Here is a 16,295-nt window from a genome sequence, read left to right as displayed (position 1 = left end):
TTCCTTTGAATTGCTACGATTCATACAGATAATTTCTTCTAAGGTTTTCCCTTCGAACAGCATCATTTATCCTTACGTTAAATAATCATTTTCTAACAAGTAATTAATAACCTGCTGCGTCGCTTCTTCAATCGATTGTTTCTCTGTATCAATTGTTAGTTCAGGAGCAATTGGTTCCTCATAAGGTGCATCGACACCAGTAAAACCCGCTATTGTACCAGCACGTGCTTTTTTATATAATCCCTTGGGATCACGTTCTTCACACGCTTCTAAACTACATTTTACATATACCTCAATAAATTCTTTATCTGGCAGCAGCGCTCTTACAAGATTGCGGTCTTCTCGATATGGAGAGATAAAGGCAGTCAATGTAAGAACACCCGCATCGATAAATAGCTTCGATACTTCGCCAATTCGTCGGATATTTTCCGCTCGATCCTCCGGTGTAAACCCAAGATTCTTGTTCAATCCATGCCTAATATTATCACCATCTAGCCGATACGTGTAAATACCTAGTTGATAGAGCTTCCTTTCCAGCTCCACGGTAATCGTTGATTTCCCGGAGCCAGATAGCCCCGTAAACCAAAGTACTGCACTTTTATGTTTGTTTCGTTTCTGCCTAGCTTCTTTTGATACAATCGAGTCATGCCAAGCAATATGCTTCGACTTAGTCACATTTTTCCCTCCTAAAACCACCAGAAGTATACAATCATAACCGTAATAAGCATTACCAAGATACTTAAGGGTGTCCCTATTTTTACATAGTCTTTGACTGTATAGCCACCAGGACCATAGACAATTAAATTCGTTTGATACCCAATCGGCGTAATAAAGCTAGAAGACGCCGCGATCGTCATTGTAATTGCAAAGCCCATTGGCTCTAAATCTAGGTTAGCTGCCATTTCGAAGACAATCGGGATCATCAAAATAGCCGCTGCGCTGTTTGTAATGATTTCCGTGAATAGATTTGTTGCTATATAGATAAGCAATAGTAAGCTAAATAAGCCAAGTGGCTCTCCTACACTCAATATTTTATCAGCAATCCAAGGTGCTAAGCCTGATTTCATCATCGCCATGCCAATACCAAATGAACAGGCAATTAGCAATAGCACATCAAAATGAATATATTTCTTTACCTCTTCCATTGTGATCACCTTCATTGCTAACATGATTACAACTACGATAGCCATCGCCTTAAACATGCTCAATATACCGATTGTAACCAATAGAATCATCGCTAAAAAGAGAATGATTGTTATCCAGCCTTTAAAAGGATTTCGCTGAAATGTATTCGGTCGATCTAATGGGGTTACTACATAAAAGTCTTCCGATTGCTGATACTTTTCCATAAAATCGGCTCCTGCTAGTAATAGTAAGCTATCACCTGGCTTTAACAAAATATCACCAATTTTGGATTTTATTCGTTCGCTATCTCGGTGAACTGCAATAACTCCAGCATCGTATAAGGATCGAAACTTAGATTGCTTCACCGATTTGGAAAGCAAGGAGGACTGATGCGATACAACAGCTTCTACAATTGTTGAGCTGCCATTCTTTAAATCATCAAAATCAACTTGCTTTCCCATTCTTAACGATAACCCTTTCGTTGTTTGCACCTCAGCTAATGCCGTGATTATACCGGTAAAAATGAGACGATCACCAGCTTGAATAATGGTTGTAGCGCGGACAGGTGATACGCGCTCCTTACCACGGATAATTTCGATTAAATAAAGTCCCTTTAACTCTCTTAATCCAGCTTCTTTCACACTACGATTTACCGCTGAAAACGAATCCTCAACAACCATTTCAGCAATATATTCTCGGGAATCCTCTTTTACCTGCTGTTGAAAACCTTTATTTTCCGGTAACAGGCGTCTGCCTATGACAATCAAATAAAGGAGACCAACAATGGTAATCGGAACGCCAATAATTGCTAACTGAAAGACTGAAAATCCATCATAGCCGTAATCAATTAGCATACCATGTACGACAAGGTTGGTGGACGTCCCCATTAACGTAATGGTTCCACCTAAAATGGTCGCATAGGAAAGGGGGATTAAGAATTTTGATGGTGCAATTTGATGCTCCTCACACCAATTTTTAATTAATGGCGTAAACGTAACAACAATTGGTGTATTATTTAAAAATGCAGAAAGTGTAGACGTTGGTATCAGTACTCGGACCATTGAGCCGATTAAACTATTACTTTTATTTAGCCAGTTCTTCATAATGTCTTCGATAATACCGCTTTTTTGAATGGCACCAGCTATAATAAATAACAGAGCAATGGTTAGCATTCCTTCATTAGAAAAACCAATAAGCGCGTCCTCTGGTGTTACAATACCTATTAATAAAAAGATGGTTAATGCGGTAAACACAATGATGACTGGATGCGCAATATCCATGATAAGTCCACCGATCATGAAACAAATTACGATAGAAACAATGATCATCTCGCTCGACATGAGGAACCTTCCCTTTACTTAACGTTGTCTGAAGCCTTCCCTTAACACTTTTGCTACTTCTGGGCGTGAAAATTCTTTTGGCAAATCTTCTCCATTACGTAGCTTCTCACGTACTTTCGTGCCACTTAAATGAACGTGGTAGGATTTATCATGTGGACATGTTTTTTCTGTTCCCATGTTTTCACATGCTGTGCAATAAAATGCATGTTCAAATGCAAATATTTGAATTCCTAGCTCTGCCTCGTATTGGGAAATTAACTCCTGCGCTTCGTAAGTACCATAATAATCACCAACACCTGCATGGTCCCGCCCAACAATAAAATGCGTACAGCCATAGTTTTTTCGAACAATAGCATGTAAGATAGCCTCTCTTGGACCAGCATAGCGCATCGCTGCAGGATAGATTACTAGTCTCGTTCGGTCTTTCGGATAATATTTATCTAAGATGACTTCATAGCTTTTCATTCGTATATCAGCTGAGATATCATCTGATTTTGTTTCTCCTACTAAAGGATTAAGCAATAGCCCATCAACAGATTCTAATGCACATTTCTGAATATACTCGTGTGCGCGGTGCACTGGGTTCCTTGTTTGAAATCCTACAATTGTTTTCCATCCTAATGCTGCGAATAATTTCCTTGTTTCTCTTGGATCTAGCTGATAATTAGCGAATTGATTATTTGCTTTCTTTTGAAGTAGATGAATAGGACCAGCTAGATATATATCACCTTTTTCATACACTTTTTTAACACCTGGATGTGATGGGTCAGTTGTGCCATACACAAGCTTTGCTTCTTTTTCCTTTTCATAGTGATACTTCTCGGTAAGATATAAGACACCATATACCTCATCATCCTCGCCAATCAGTGCGATTTGTTCACCAATTTCCAATGCCTCTGCTTGTGCTTTTTCTACATCTAGTGTGATGGGGATACTCCAAATCGTGCCATCCTCCAACCGCATTTCTTCTACAACTCTTGTATAATTTGTCTTCCCCATAAATCCAGTAAGAGGGCTAAAGCCTCCATTCGCAATCAACTCCAAATCGGAGAGATGCCACGTATTTACTGTTACTGTTTTTACGTTCGCTATTTTTTGCAAATAGGCATCCCGTTCTTCCTTAGCGACTTGCCTTTGGATTAATTTACCTCCATGAGGTATACTTCCTATCTGTTCCGTTGTTGATATCACTTAAGCTCCCTCCTATTCGCTTTCATGGCATAACGCTTCATTGAACAACCTGTTGTTCGTAATAATGATTCATTTCTACGACCATTCTTCCCATCTTCGGTTTCGTCGGATAAAAAACATCCTGAATCTGATTCTTTCTTAATTCCTGTGCAGTTACTTTTCCAACTGCAGCAGCTAGGACATGTTTATTAAATGCGGCTATTACCTGTTTTCTATGCTCATGTGAAAGGGAGTGGAAAAGATTCTGAACCTGTGTTTTGCTTGTAAAAATAACAGCATCTAAGAATTGATGAATAATTCCATCCCTTAATTCCCGTAATACCTCAGCATCTGGTTGCTTATAATAATATGGTTTCGCCAAATAGACAGCATATCCTAAGTGCTCTAATGCTGCTTGTAACTGTAAATCATCTTGATTATATGCCTGTAAATAAACACGCTGCCCCTGCCGATTAGATTGATTAGCAAGCGTCTGTATAAGATCCCCCATGGTGCCATCTTTCGATACAAATGTCGGAGAAATAGCGTGTTCTTTTAACCAATGACATGTCTTACTGCCTCGAATTGCTAATGTTGTTTGTCCTAGCTTCTGAATAAAATCGGAAAAGCAATGGAGCTTTCGTGCAACTCTTTCTAAGCTCGCTGCCCCAATTCCTGTAGTTAAGATGATGAAATCAAATGATCCTGACAATAATGTTGAAATATTCCCTTCACCTGTTTGATCATCAAATACTTGTTCTCCTTGAATAGAGAATACGGAGGGTATGCCTCCATTTTTTTTAACTAATGTAGCTATCTCTTCCACTTTACGTGTAGCAGCAATACCTACCTGCTTATTATTTAATCCCTTCACTTGCATCGATCCTTCCCGTTATTGCTCTTAACGACTGTAATGCCTGAAGTTGTTTATCTTTACACAGAAATTCCTTAGATACGAGCGATTGTAATAGTTTTTTCTGCTGCTGCTTATCCACGGTGGATTGTTTCAATAGCTGTCTGCTTTGATATAGAAAATCTACATAGCCTTCATAGTCCTTGTTATAGATGCGTTCAAGTTCTTTCTTAATCTTGGATGATAGTGCTGGACTTGCTTCATTGGTTGAAATACTAATGGACAATCTTCCTTGCTTCAGATATGCAGGAAAATGAACATGACTCGCTTTTGCATCTGAAGCATTATTTACAAGGCACTCGGCTGGTGCTGACATAGATACGAATTGATTCACCAATTGATCGTCTGTAGCGGCAACAACAAGTACAGCCTGCTGGATATCCGTTGCCTCGAATGTCTTTTGTTTCCATGTAAGAAAGCCCGCTTCCCAAGCCGTTCGAATTGCCTTATTAATCATAGGACTAATTACTGTAATGTAAGCACCACTGTCTATGATTGTGTTTATACGTCGTTCTGCTATCGTGCCACCACCAACAATAACTACTTGCTTTTCATTTAATTCAAGCATTAATGGAATTCGCCCCATTGCATTCAACATCCTTTTTATAAAATTGCTTTACACGATTGCCTCTATAACGCGATCCTTTAATGCTTCCTGCATTGCCGGATGCTTTCCTAAATGATGACAAAGGATGATTTCCCTCTTGCTTCCCCCAATTTCTGTAATCCTTTGCTGAATATGTCGCATCAAAAATCCGGTAAACCAAATATAAGGGACGATAACAATTTGCGAGTTTTCCTCCGTAACAGCTGCCCGCAACTTTCCCTCAAAAGCAGGGGTACATGCAGCTAGATAGCATGCTTCCACATGAGCTACCCCCGTTATTTTTTTTAGTCGATTTGCGATGGTTTCGATATCGATTACTGTTTGTGGATTACTACTGCCTCTGCCTACTAACAGCACCTTCATATCTGACTTCATAGTTACCACTGCTTGATTCATTCGCTCAGCCAATATCTGCGTTAATCGATCCTGTACACCAAGTGGTTGACCATAGGTAAATGAAATAGCTGGATATAATGCCTTTTGCTGCTCAATAACCTGCGGAATATCGTGATAATAATGACCTGCTTGTAATAATAGCACCGGTACAATTGCGATGCGGGTTGCCCCTTGAGTTACCAAATTAGCAATTCCCTGCTTCATATCAGGAGTGGCCAATTCGAGAAAGCAGATTTCCTGCAAGGGAATATCCACCTGTTCTTTCACCGTTTCAAGAAACGATATGGCTTCTGCCGTAGCATCAGCGTATCTACTGCCATGACTTACATAAAGAACAGCTTGCATGTAGCTTCCTCCCTTTGTTACCCAATGACAGCAATTGGCGATTCGGATGCTTCATAAGCCAGCCCTTCAAACCACTTTATTTGTTCACGTAGCCGAACGACCTCACCAATAATAATCATCGAGGGGTTTTTTAGATGTTTAGCTTTCGTTGCTATCGTGTGCAACGTACCTGTTATCGTTTGTTGCGCTTGTGTTGTCCCATAATGTATAACGGCAATCGGCGTCGTTGCATCCCTGCCATATTTAATTAGATAATGGCATATGTCTGGAAGGTTTTTTACACCCATATAAATACATAAGGTTTCAGCGCCCTTAGCAAGGTGCTCCCAATATGCTTCACCTGTATCTCCCTTTCGAGTTACTCCCGACACAAAAGCAACAGATGAGCTAATCTGTCGATGGGTTAACGGGATTCCGGCATAGGCTGGCGCAGCTGATCCAGAAGTAATTCCTGGTACAATTTCAAATGGAATCTGGTGTTTTCCTAGAGTGAGCGCTTCCTCACCCCCTCTTCCAAAGATAAAAGGGTCACCGCCTTTTAATCGCGTAACAACCTTCCCTTGCCTTGCATATTGCCAAAGTAATTGATTTATTTGCTCCTGCTTTAATGCGTGGTGATCTGGACGCTTCCCACAATAAATCAGTTCTGCTTGTTTAGGTGCATAGTCCTCTAATAATTGTTCATTCACTAAACGATCATATAAAATAACATCCGACTGACCGATGATCTTTGCACCTTTTACCGTAATCAAATCGGGGTCACCTGGACCTGCTCCAACCAAATATACCTTTCCCATTTCCTACCCCCGCCTCTTCTATTAATCTGGTTTAAACCTGCACTACCTATGAAAATCAAGTCCGGAATGTACAGCTTCCACATAATTCGCTCGAATAACGTAGTCTCCAAAATGCTCCCCATCGAGCCGTTCCCTTGCATACTGATTGAGAATAGGACGAAGTGTATCTAAAATCTCCTGCTCGCCTATATTTTCTCGATAGAGCTTACTTAATCGTTCCCCGGTAAAACTTCCACCAAGGTACATATTGTACTTACCTGGCGCCTTACCAATGAACGCAATTTCTGCTAGAGCTGGTCGCGAGCATCCATTGGGACAGCCTGACATGCGTATAACCATTTCTTCTTCACGTAGTCCTGCTTCATCAAGAATCCCTTCTATCTTTTCAATTAATGAAGGAAGGTACCTTTCTGATTCCGCCATTGCCAAAGCGCAAGTTGGTAACGCAACACAAGCCATCGAATTACGGCGTAACCCGCTAAATTGCCCACCATCTGTTAGTTTGTACGTTTTGATAAGTTGATCGATCTGTTCTTTCTTTTGTTTCGTAACATTTGCAATGACTAGATTTTGATTAGGTGTTAAACGAAAATCACCCGTATGCACCTTTGCGATTTCCCTCAGTCCTGTCCTTAATGGATAATCCTCTGTATCCTTTACACGGCCATTTTGAATAAATAATGTGAAGTGCCATTTGCCGTTTCCCTCCACCCAGCCATAGCTATCCCCATTATTTTCAAACTGATAATTTCTCGTTTCCTCCAATTCCCAGCCTAATCGTTCATGTAACGTTTGCTTTAGCCAATCAATACCTCTTGCATCGATCGTGTATTTAAATCTTGCATTCTTACGGTTGGATCGATTTCCATAGTCACGTTGAATTGTAACAATTTCCTCTGCTACAGCAATTACTTGATCTGGTGTACAGAAGCCAATCACCCGCCCTAATTGCGGATACGTATCGGTATTTCCGTGCGTCATTCCCATACCGCCACCAACAGAAACATTAAACCCCACCAGTTTACCTGCCTCTTGAATAGCAATAAAGCCAAGGTCTTGAGAGAATACATCAATATCATTTGATGGTGGTACAGCAATGCCAATCTTGAATTTTCTTGGCAAATACGTTGTTCCATAGATTGGTTCTATTTCCGTTTCATCTCGCGAATCAACTACTTTTTCTTTATCTAGCCAAATCTCATGATATGCTCCGGTTCTTGGTGAGAGGTGGTCACTAATTTTTTGTGCCCACGTTTGAACCTCTGCATGGACCGCCGATTGATATGAATTGGTATTGCACATTACATTTCGATTTACATCACCACATGCTGCTAAAGTATCCATAAGTGTATGGTTAATCTCTTTTATCGTATTTTTCAAATTCCATTTCAAGATGCCATGTAATTGAAATGCTTGCCTTGTGGTTAGACGAATCGTTCCATTTGCATAATTGTCAGCAAGTTCATCCATCACCAGCCATTGCTTAGGGCTGGCAATTCCTCCTGGAACACGCACTCGCAGCATAAATTGATAGGCAGGCTCTAATTTTTGACGTCTCCGTTCATCCCGTAGATCACGATCATCCTGTTGATAACTCCCGTGAAACTTCAGCACTTTATTATCATCATCCGAAATAGCTCCTGTTATTGGGTCTGCAAGTCCTTCCGTTATTGTACCTCGTAGAAATTTACTTTCTTTTTTAATTCGCTCCATATCATCCAATGTGGTCTCATGTAGTGAGTCCTTTCCCTTTGCCATTCGTTAAACTCCCTCCATTCCTTAATCTTCACGTGTAATAGCACCAAGCATGGATCCTAAATAACCTGCCTATTTAACCAACAAGAGCCATTAATACACATCTCGCTGGTAGCGTTTCTCCTGACGCATTTGCTGCAAATACGATTCAGCCTCCTCCGCAGTCATGTCTCCCTCCTGCCTTAAAATCGTAAGTATTGTTTGCTGGACGTCTTTTGCCATATGCTTTTCGTCTCCACACACGTAAACAGCAGCGCCTGCTTTTAACCATTCATAAAAATCCTTACTTTTTTCAAGCATCTTGTGTTGTACATATACTTTTTGATCGGTATCCCGTGAGAATGCCACATCCATTCTCGATAGCACACCAGATTTTAACCACTTTTGCCAATCCACTTGATAAAGGAAATCACAGGAGAAATGCTGTTCTCCAAAGAAGAGCCATGTTTGTTGCTCCGCTTCGGTTTCCTCTAGTTCCTCCAGATAAGAGCGAAATGGTGCAACCCCGGTACCAGGACCAATCATAATCACCCTCGTTTCCGGGTCATCAGGAAATTGAAAATTAGCGTTTTGATGGATATACACTGGCAATTTCTCACCGACTTCCACTCGTGTGGCTACTTGACTGGAGCAGACGCCCGCACGTTCACGCCCATGAGCAAAATAATTTACCGTACCAACAGTTAGATGAACTTCATCAGGGTTGGCTTCATAGCTGCTGGCAATGGAATAAAGACGAGCAGGTAGCTTCCGTAATATGCTGACAAAATCCTCAGCCAGCAGCTTCTTAGGCGGAAAATCGGTTACTAAATCTAAAACATCCCTTCCCTCAAGATACGACTTTAGTTTTTCCTTATTGCTTGCTGTTAATAGATCGGTTAATGCTTCATTAGCAAATAATGTCGCTGCCTTTTCTACTAGTGGCTTCGTTAAAACCGTAATCTCAAAATGGGAAAGTAAAGCTTCTCGTAATGACCTAATTTCCCCCTGTTTATTCACAGATACAGTTTGTTCTGCATCCCAATTCATCGCCTTCATAAGTTCATCGACTAATACGGGGTCATTTTTCGGAAATATCCCTAAGCTATCTCCTGGTTTGAAGGTAAAGCCAGACCCATCAATGGACAATTCTAGATGGCGGGTTTGCTTATTGGAACCGCGACCACTTAAATTAATATTCTGAACAACCTCGGCCATAAATGGATTTGTTCTTGAAAAACCAGATTGTTCGGAAACGAACGTGCCTGCCGTTTGTTGACCTGCTAGAACGGTATTGTCAACAACTTCAGATGACTGCTTTAAAACCCCGAGTACTCCCGTCATCCACTCAGACGCTTGCTCATCAAAATCCAAATCACAATCTACTCGGTCATATAGCCTCTCTCCACCTAATTCTTCTAGGCGTTTATCAAAGTCTTTTCCTGTTTGACAGAAAAATTCATACGACTCATCACCGAGCGCTAGCACTGCGAAACGCAAATGATCCAATTTAGGTGCTTTTCTGCTGTGAAGAAATTCATAGAAAGAGATCGCATTATCCGGTGGATCACCTTCTCCATGGGTTGCCGTTATAATTAATACATCCTCTGTCTTCTTTAATTTCTTTGGCTTAAAGTCATCAAGCGCGGAGCAAGTTACCAAAAAATTCGCTGCGTCTAGCTTTTCAGCCATCGATTCTGCTAATGAGCGGGCAGTCCCTGTCTCCGATCCATATAATATGGTTACTTCTCTCGGATCTGTGCCAGCATTCGTTGCTTGACTGATGGCTTGGGGGTCTGGATTACCAGATTGGACTTCTTTTGATATAAAAGCTGAAAGGTAACCACTTAGCCACACCTTTTGATGATCCGTTAAAGTAGGTAACAGGAGATTTAATTGTTCTATTTGTTCGTGATTAAAAGGGCTATTTGTTACATTCAACGACAACACGTTCCACCTCACTATTAAGTTCTTTTTTATACCTATACAATCAAATGCTTAGTATACCAATTAATTTACTAGGAATTAAACGAAATAAAAAAGATGAATACTCAGATCATCACGATTCGCTTTTATTAACCGTGGTATGCAAGCCACATTCCGTTTTCGTTTGCCCCGTCCATCTACCTGCACGTAAATCATCAGAGTCGGCTACTTGGGAGGTACAAGGAATACACCCAATACTTGGATAATTTCTATCATGCAGTTCATTATAGGGCAATTGTTGTTTTTGAATATAATTCCATACATCGTCCCAAGTCCAATAAATTAACGGACATATTTTAATGCTTTTAAATCGTTCATCCCTATTCACAAAGTCTGTTTTACTACGACTTGGTGACTGCTCTCTACGAAGTCCAGATATCCAAGCAGGTACCTTATCTAGTTCTTCTTCAAGAGGCTTGATCTTACGAATGAAACAACATTGATCTGGCTGTCGCTTCCACAAGGCTGAGCCATGCTTTGCTGCCTGTTCTTCCACTGTCAAATCAGGCTGCTTTAAGCGAATCCGCAAATCAGGGTACCTTTTTTTCACTTCATCGATGAGATCATACGTTTCTTGAAAATGTAACCCTGTGTCTAGAAAGACAATCTCTGCATCAGATTTCTCCTTTGCTATTAAATCAATTAGCACCATACCTTCTGCGCCAAAGCTACATGCATAAACGATGGAATCCCCATATTGCTCATATGCCCAACTTAAAATGGTAGAGGCTCCTTTCGTTTCATCCTCAGGAAGAAAATCTTTAAAAGGATCAACAGTAAAATCTTGATATGACAGCATATGACTTGTCACGCATTATCCCTCCTACGTTATTCTTAAAAATAAAGGCGTAAGGTCTAGGCAAACAAATGTACTGGAAATAGGCAGTGAGGTAAACATAAACATGCTATGAAAAACTCTTCCTATCCATGTGATAAGAAGAGTAATTTGTACGGTATCTTGCACTCTTCTTATCTATCAGACCATTGTCTGTAGGAATTGGCACAGTGTTAGAATAACCTGCTGCCGAAGCTTCAAAGGGCCTTTTCCCTCCACCTCTCTTGATAAGAATTAAAATCTATGACTGTATTGTTTGATATATTAAATGGTTTTCCAGAAAAAGTCAATGCCTTTTTCCAAAACATGAGAATAGTTTGATATTCATGTTATATACAAAAAACAAGCCAGATGTGACAATAAATTTTTTTAGATCATGAAAAGAATCACCTAAATGTGAACGTACTATTCTCCCAAAAGCATGTGTATTCTAATATGCTTATGATAATGCTTTTAACCCGGTAACTCCAATAATAATCGCAATCAAACTAGCAATTCGATACTTATTCGTAGATTCACCAAAGAAAATCATGTTCATCAATACCGCACCGGCCGTTCCAATGCCAATAAACACAGAATATGCCACACTTACAAGTAAATACGAGAAGGATGCATATAAAAAGATGAATGAACCACCTAATCCACCAATATAAAGCAGTCCATTTCGTATAGTCTTCTGTTGACTATAGAGACGTAAACCTAAGACACCTAACATTTCAAATACAGATGCACTCGCAATAAATAACCAACCCATTAGGATTGAACCCCCTTTGTCGCTTCAGACTGTTCCGGTTGATCAGAAAGTTTTAAGCCAATAACCCCTAGAACTAGAATCAACATAAAGAACATTTTTCCTACATTTAAACTTCCACCAAACAAGTAAATATCCATGATGGCTGTACCTACTGTTCCCGCAGCAGCAAATATCGCATATACGGTACCTGTTGGTAGATTTTCACAAGCTTTAGACAGGAAATGGAGATCTAAAAGGATAGCTCCTATGATTAGGACCCAATGCCACCAAGCGTTAGCGGTATTAAATCCATAGATCCAGATCAATTCAAAAACACTCGTTAATACAACATATATCCATGATTTATTCATTTCTGTATTTCATCCTTTACCACATGACTGACTTTCAGTCATTATATTTTTAGAAAAACTGAGCAAAATTCGCTCAGTCCTTATCACTACATGCTCAGATTTACGCTTCCTCTAGTAGCTATTATGGAATAATAGCTACTGCTTGCTTGACCACCACTCCGGCTGCCCACTTCCCTTTCCGTGGGGTTTGTCCTTCAGCTAACTTTTTTAGCAAAACCCGCTCAAAAAAGTGGATCTTCAGGTCAAACATTTCCCACAGGAGTTGAAGTGGCCGCCCTTCGCTATTATCAGGCTCTACAACGCTAGCATGAAGTAACACAGCTGCTTTTATACTCACGGATAGCGATTTTTACTTTACCCATTGTAAAAAAAGTCAACCTATTACTTATGACAAGAATTGTTGCACCTTCTCATAGCGGAGACTAATTACGTAGACTCCTGTGGGATTAGCGCGAGCCGAAAATCCACTTTGCAACGTGTTCTTCTTTGCAAAGTTAGTTGAGGCCGTGCCCACGGAAAGCGAAGTAATTAGTCGGAGCATTGCCAATATACATCAAAATTTCAAAATAACTACTTGGCTTAACGCAGTCATTGCACTGATTTTATACTTTCTTAACTTTTAATAAAAAACTTGGATTACACCAAGTCCAATTACTTACATAATGCATGTAATGCAAATTCTAAGACTTCTCGTTGTTTTTGTTTAGCAGACTCCTCGTCTTGTTGGTCATACAGATAGGATTGTTCAGCGGCCGATTCAATTAGGCCAATTAGTAATTTAGCTGTTCCGTTAATATCAATCGAATCTCGTAATTTACTGGCAGCCTTTGGTTGCTCAAGAAATTCTTGCATCCAGGCATAATAAGGCTCATAGATTTTTTCCCACTCACTCAAATAGTCACTTGAGGCTAATCCAGCAAAAATCAGCGCAAATATTTCCCGATATTCCTTTGTCAGGTCAAATATAATGGAGACGACTTGACCTAATTGATCCGTAAATGCCGTTTCTCGATTTACTTTTCGCCCCATTTCTTCTACGATTCGTTCTACCATCACTTCAGCAATTGAAGGCATAACTGCAAGTTTCGAGGGAAAATATAAATAAAAGGTTCCTTGTGCGATGCCTGCGCCTTTTACAATGTCGGAAACCTTTGTTTTTTCTATCCCTTTTTCACGAAACACATGAATAGCAGACTTCGTAATTTTTTCCTTTTTATTATCCATATCACCGCCCCTTTCATAGTATTCATTTCTCTTGACTGACTTTCAGTCATTTTATAGGATAAATCCCTTCCTGTCAAGCATCTCTCTTGTTTCTTCAAAGACTTGACGGAAGGAATCGTTTTACTATCCTATTTCGTCCAACCTAAATCCTCATTTTTCCATTGTTGCATTCCGCCTCGTATATTAATTACTTCAAAGCCTTCATTTAATAATATACTTGCGGCTATCGCAGAACGCTTTCCAGAGGCACAGTGAACAGCTATCGGCTTACTTGTGGACAGCTCTTTGAGTCGCTCCTTTACATGTGGCAGCGAAGCATGTATTGCTTCTGGAATGCGTGCTTCCTCCCATTCATCTTGATAACGCACATCCAAAATTTGCACTTCATTCTTTTGAAACCTTCGTTCAATCTCTGTTGGTGATTGATTTTGGTACGAACGTAGACTGGATGCCGTTTGAATTAACGATGTAGAGAAAAACCCCCTAAGCTTATCCATACCAATGCTTATAACGATTTCTCTTAATTCATCAAAGCGATATGGCTCAGCTATGAAATAGATGTTGGACTCATAATCAACGAGCTTACCTATCCAATCAGCAAATAACCCGGGATATGGAAGGTTTATTGTTCCTGGAAGACTAGCATTAGCATAATCGATAGCATTTCGAGTATCAATGACTATATTTTTCTTGTCTTTTGCTAATTCTGCGATACGGTCTCCCTGTAATTGAAATTCTACACCGGCAGGCACATTGGCTAACGGTGTCATTCCCCTTTTGTTTATTGCTTTCATCTTGGCAAAATAAGCGGGTGGTTCTGGTTGGCCATGAAGCAAAAAGTCCACAAAGGGCCGCTCCTCTGTAAACTGAAATGCCGGATTATACATTCGCTCGTATCCTACTGTACTAGTAGGTATGGAGCCAAGACCTTTACCACATGCACTTCCAGCTCCATGACCTGGCCAAATCTGTATATAATCAGCATATTGTTTGAACCTTTGTAGCGACTTAAACAGCTGCCGAGCTCCTTTATCAGCAGAGTCTTTCACACCTAACGCCTTTTCAAGAAGATCTGGGCGACCTACATTTCCTACAAAAACAAAGTCACCCGTAAATATCCCCATTGGCAAATTGGCTGTCGCCTTATCTGTTAGCTCATATGCCATGTGTTCTGGTGTATGACCAGGAGTATGTATTGCTTTGAGTTGGACATTACCGATCGTTATAATGTCTTGGTCTCGTAATCCTTGAACGGTTAAACAATCATCCCAATCATACCCTCCATTGTTCGGTCCTTCCGTCGAATAAAAAATCGTCGCTCCCGTACGCCGAGATAGCTCTGTGACACCAGATACAAAATCAGCATGAATATGTGTCTCCACCGCTGCGGAAATATGAAACCCCTGCTCATTAGCAAGATTGATATATGCATCGATATTCCTTGCTGGATCAATAATGGCAGCTGCTCCAGTTGACTGGCAGGCTACCATATAGGAAGCTTGCGCTAAGGAAGAATTATAAAAGTATTTTAAATACATCTATCTAATAACCTCCTTCTATTCCATACATTTCTAACAAACGAACTATTAGGAGATTCCCCGACTAAGGAGAGCCGGGGAACTTTTTCTACTTCATTTCTTTCTGACAATAATACCAATCAACGCAATCATAGTCCTGATCATTCATTCGTTCATTTGCTTCCTGCTTTGTTTGTGGTGGTTTGACAAGGGCCTTGTCACCTGATTGCCAATTAGCTGGAGTCGATACACCATATTCATCCGTTGTTCGCAATGCTTCTACAAGGCGAACAATCTCATTCATATTCCGTCCAGTTGTAAGTGGATAATAAATGAGTGCGCGAATCGTCTGCTTCTCATCTATGACAAAAACAGCTCGTGAAGTTTCTGTGCCCGTAGATTCTGGCATAATCATACCGTACTTCGTCGCTACTTTTTGATCTAGATCAGCAATGATAGGAAATTCTATGGTCGTCTGAAAGTTCGCTTCTATATTCCGCAGCCAGGCAATATGCGAACTAACACTATCAACACTTAAACCAATCAATTCCGTATCCAGTGCACGTAATTGTTGATATACCTCCTGAAAGGCAACAAATTCAGACGTACAAACTGGTGTGAAATCAGATGGATGGGAAAACAATACAACCCATTTCCCTTGATAGTCACGAAGGGAGATATCTCCCTGTGTCGTTTTAGCCTGAAAATCAGGTGCCTGCTCCCCAATTCGCGGTAATCCATTTACTTCCACGTGGTGTTCCTGTTGTTCCATGTTTGAATCCCCTTTCTTTTTACTTCTAGTTCTGCTAGTCTTTACCTTTATATTACGTGGACTAAACATGCATGTTAAAAAAATCTGAATTGTCATGGAATGTTAACAATTTAGCGTGCTTGTAAATAATTGTTTAGTGAGAGAAAAAGCAACGAAACTACGATCGAATAGTTAGCGGGAATTCGCTAGGCGGTTCGATCGTTCGTCCGGGATAACAGACAACTAACCCTTGAGTACTTGACAGACGCCGATGTGTGATACGTACCATTCTATGGCTAGAAACCCGGGCACTGCCAAGATTAAAAAAACTGAGCAAAATTCGCTCAGTCCTTATCACTAAATGCTCAGATTTACGCTTCCTCTAGTAGCTATTATGGAATAATAGCTACTGCTTGACCACCACTCCGGCTGCCCACTTCCCTTTCCGTGG

General features: G+C 40.4%; 16 protein-coding genes and 1 riboswitch. All 16 genes read right to left on the bottom strand.

Translation table 11 applies throughout. The features are described from left to right. Positions 1-72 precede the first annotated feature (72 nt). The 16 genes from cysC to RVS70_RS11525 all read right to left on the bottom strand — a co-directional run bounded on the left by cysC (position 73) and on the right by RVS70_RS11525 (position 15,865). A complete protein-coding gene (gene cysC / locus RVS70_RS11600; RefSeq protein ID WP_026683040.1) occupies positions 73-675 on the bottom strand; it encodes an adenylyl-sulfate kinase in 603 nt (200 codons plus the stop codon). A gap of 11 nt (positions 676-686) precedes the next feature. Then, on the bottom strand, positions 687-2,465 hold the full coding sequence (locus tag RVS70_RS11595; protein WP_321133383.1) for an SLC13 family permease: 1,779 nt from the start codon (positions 2,463-2,465) through the stop codon (positions 687-689). Between the two features lie 18 nt (positions 2,466-2,483). After that, on the bottom strand, positions 2,484-3,653 hold the full coding sequence (gene sat, locus RVS70_RS11590) for a sulfate adenylyltransferase (protein WP_414617176.1): 1,170 nt from the start codon (positions 3,651-3,653) through the stop codon (positions 2,484-2,486). 40 nt (positions 3,654-3,693) lie between these two features. Beyond that, positions 3,694-4,509 carry a uroporphyrinogen-III synthase gene (locus RVS70_RS11585; RefSeq protein ID WP_321133381.1) on the bottom strand — a complete coding sequence of 272 codons (816 nt, stop codon included), beginning with the start codon at positions 4,507-4,509 and terminating at the stop codon, positions 3,694-3,696. After that, entirely contained in the window at positions 4,493-5,134 is a 642-nt protein-coding gene (locus tag RVS70_RS11580) for an NAD(P)-binding protein (RefSeq protein WP_321133380.1), read from the bottom strand. Before RVS70_RS11580 ends, RVS70_RS11585 begins: the two co-directional genes overlap by 17 nt. Before the next feature lie 30 nt (positions 5,135-5,164). Next, a complete protein-coding gene (locus RVS70_RS11575; protein ID WP_026683035.1) occupies positions 5,165-5,896 on the bottom strand; it encodes a sirohydrochlorin chelatase in 732 nt (243 codons plus the stop codon). 17 nt (positions 5,897-5,913) lie between these two features. Then, on the bottom strand, positions 5,914-6,693 hold the full coding sequence (gene cobA / locus RVS70_RS11570) for a uroporphyrinogen-III C-methyltransferase (protein ID WP_026683034.1): 780 nt from the start codon (positions 6,691-6,693) through the stop codon (positions 5,914-5,916). 42 nt (positions 6,694-6,735) lie between these two features. Then, complete coding sequence (cysI, locus tag RVS70_RS11565) at positions 6,736-8,451, bottom strand: assimilatory sulfite reductase (NADPH) hemoprotein subunit (RefSeq protein ID WP_026683033.1); 1,716 nt, start codon at positions 8,449-8,451, stop codon at positions 6,736-6,738. Positions 8,452-8,541: 90 nt separating this feature from the next. Next, complete coding sequence (locus tag RVS70_RS11560; protein ID WP_321133377.1) at positions 8,542-10,374, bottom strand: assimilatory sulfite reductase (NADPH) flavoprotein subunit; 1,833 nt, start codon at positions 10,372-10,374, stop codon at positions 8,542-8,544. Between the two features lie 112 nt (positions 10,375-10,486). After that, complete coding sequence (locus tag RVS70_RS11555) at positions 10,487-11,212, bottom strand: phosphoadenylyl-sulfate reductase (protein WP_034679895.1); 726 nt, start codon at positions 11,210-11,212, stop codon at positions 10,487-10,489. Between the two features lie 167 nt (positions 11,213-11,379). Beyond that, a riboswitch (SAM riboswitch) is annotated at positions 11,380-11,482 on the bottom strand. A gap of 205 nt (positions 11,483-11,687) precedes the next feature. Further along, positions 11,688-12,002, bottom strand: coding sequence for a DMT family transporter (locus tag RVS70_RS11550; protein WP_026683030.1), 315 nt, complete (start codon positions 12,000-12,002; stop codon positions 11,688-11,690). After that, positions 12,002-12,352, bottom strand: a complete 351-nt coding sequence (locus RVS70_RS11545) for a DMT family transporter (protein WP_026683029.1) — start codon at positions 12,350-12,352, stop codon at positions 12,002-12,004. Before RVS70_RS11545 ends, RVS70_RS11550 begins: the two co-directional genes overlap by 1 nt. Before the next feature lie 121 nt (positions 12,353-12,473). Beyond that, positions 12,474-12,689: a hypothetical protein gene (locus tag RVS70_RS11540; protein WP_121603973.1), complete on the bottom strand. Its 216-nt coding sequence runs from the start codon at positions 12,687-12,689 to the stop codon at positions 12,474-12,476. A gap of 314 nt (positions 12,690-13,003) precedes the next feature. Next, a complete protein-coding gene (locus RVS70_RS11535; protein ID WP_205389350.1) occupies positions 13,004-13,576 on the bottom strand; it encodes a TetR family transcriptional regulator in 573 nt (190 codons plus the stop codon). A gap of 128 nt (positions 13,577-13,704) precedes the next feature. Continuing rightward, positions 13,705-15,114 carry an MBL fold metallo-hydrolase gene (locus tag RVS70_RS11530; RefSeq protein ID WP_205389351.1) on the bottom strand — a complete coding sequence of 470 codons (1,410 nt, stop codon included), beginning with the start codon at positions 15,112-15,114 and terminating at the stop codon, positions 13,705-13,707. Between the two features lie 88 nt (positions 15,115-15,202). After that, the gene (locus tag RVS70_RS11525) at positions 15,203-15,865 is read right to left on the bottom strand and encodes a peroxiredoxin (RefSeq protein WP_121604192.1); all 663 of its coding nucleotides are present in this window, start codon (positions 15,863-15,865) and stop codon (positions 15,203-15,205) included. Positions 15,866-16,295: the final 430 nt, after the last annotated feature.

The sequence above is a fragment of the Virgibacillus sp. M23 genome (genome assembly GCF_034190895.1).
GTDB lineage: Bacteria > Bacillota > Bacilli > Bacillales > Amphibacillaceae > Virgibacillus > Virgibacillus salarius.
The sequence above is the reverse complement of the archived record's forward strand: the minus strand, read 5'-3'. Positions and strand labels throughout refer to the sequence as shown.

What these genes read in the sequence shown, in the direction of transcription:
- RVS70_RS11595 (WP_321133383.1), bottom strand. Translation starts at nt 2,465, where the DNA reads ATGTCGAGCGAGATGATCATTGTTTCTATCGTAATTTGTTTCATGATC.
- RVS70_RS11580 (WP_321133380.1), bottom strand. Translation starts at nt 5,134, where the DNA reads ATGGGGCGAATTCCATTAATGCTTGAATTAAATGAAAAGCAAGTAGTT.
- RVS70_RS11575 (WP_026683035.1), bottom strand. Translation starts at nt 5,896, where the DNA reads ATGCAAGCTGTTCTTTATGTAAGTCATGGCAGTAGATACGCTGATGCT.
- cobA (WP_026683034.1), bottom strand. Translation starts at nt 6,693, where the DNA reads ATGGGAAAGGTATATTTGGTTGGAGCAGGTCCAGGTGACCCCGATTTG.
- cysI (WP_026683033.1), bottom strand. Translation starts at nt 8,451, where the DNA reads ATGGCAAAGGGAAAGGACTCACTACATGAGACCACATTGGATGATATG.
- RVS70_RS11555 (WP_034679895.1), bottom strand. Translation starts at nt 11,212, where the DNA reads ATGCTGTCATATCAAGATTTTACTGTTGATCCTTTTAAAGATTTTCTT.
- RVS70_RS11550 (WP_026683030.1), bottom strand. Translation starts at nt 12,002, where the DNA reads ATGGGTTGGTTATTTATTGCGAGTGCATCTGTATTTGAAATGTTAGGT.
- RVS70_RS11545 (WP_026683029.1), bottom strand. Translation starts at nt 12,352, where the DNA reads ATGAATAAATCATGGATATATGTTGTATTAACGAGTGTTTTTGAATTG.
- RVS70_RS11535 (WP_205389350.1), bottom strand. Translation starts at nt 13,576, where the DNA reads ATGGATAATAAAAAGGAAAAAATTACGAAGTCTGCTATTCATGTGTTT.
- RVS70_RS11530 (WP_205389351.1), bottom strand. Translation starts at nt 15,114, where the DNA reads ATGTATTTAAAATACTTTTATAATTCTTCCTTAGCGCAAGCTTCCTAT.
- RVS70_RS11525 (WP_121604192.1), bottom strand. Translation starts at nt 15,865, where the DNA reads ATGGAACAACAGGAACACCACGTGGAAGTAAATGGATTACCGCGAATT.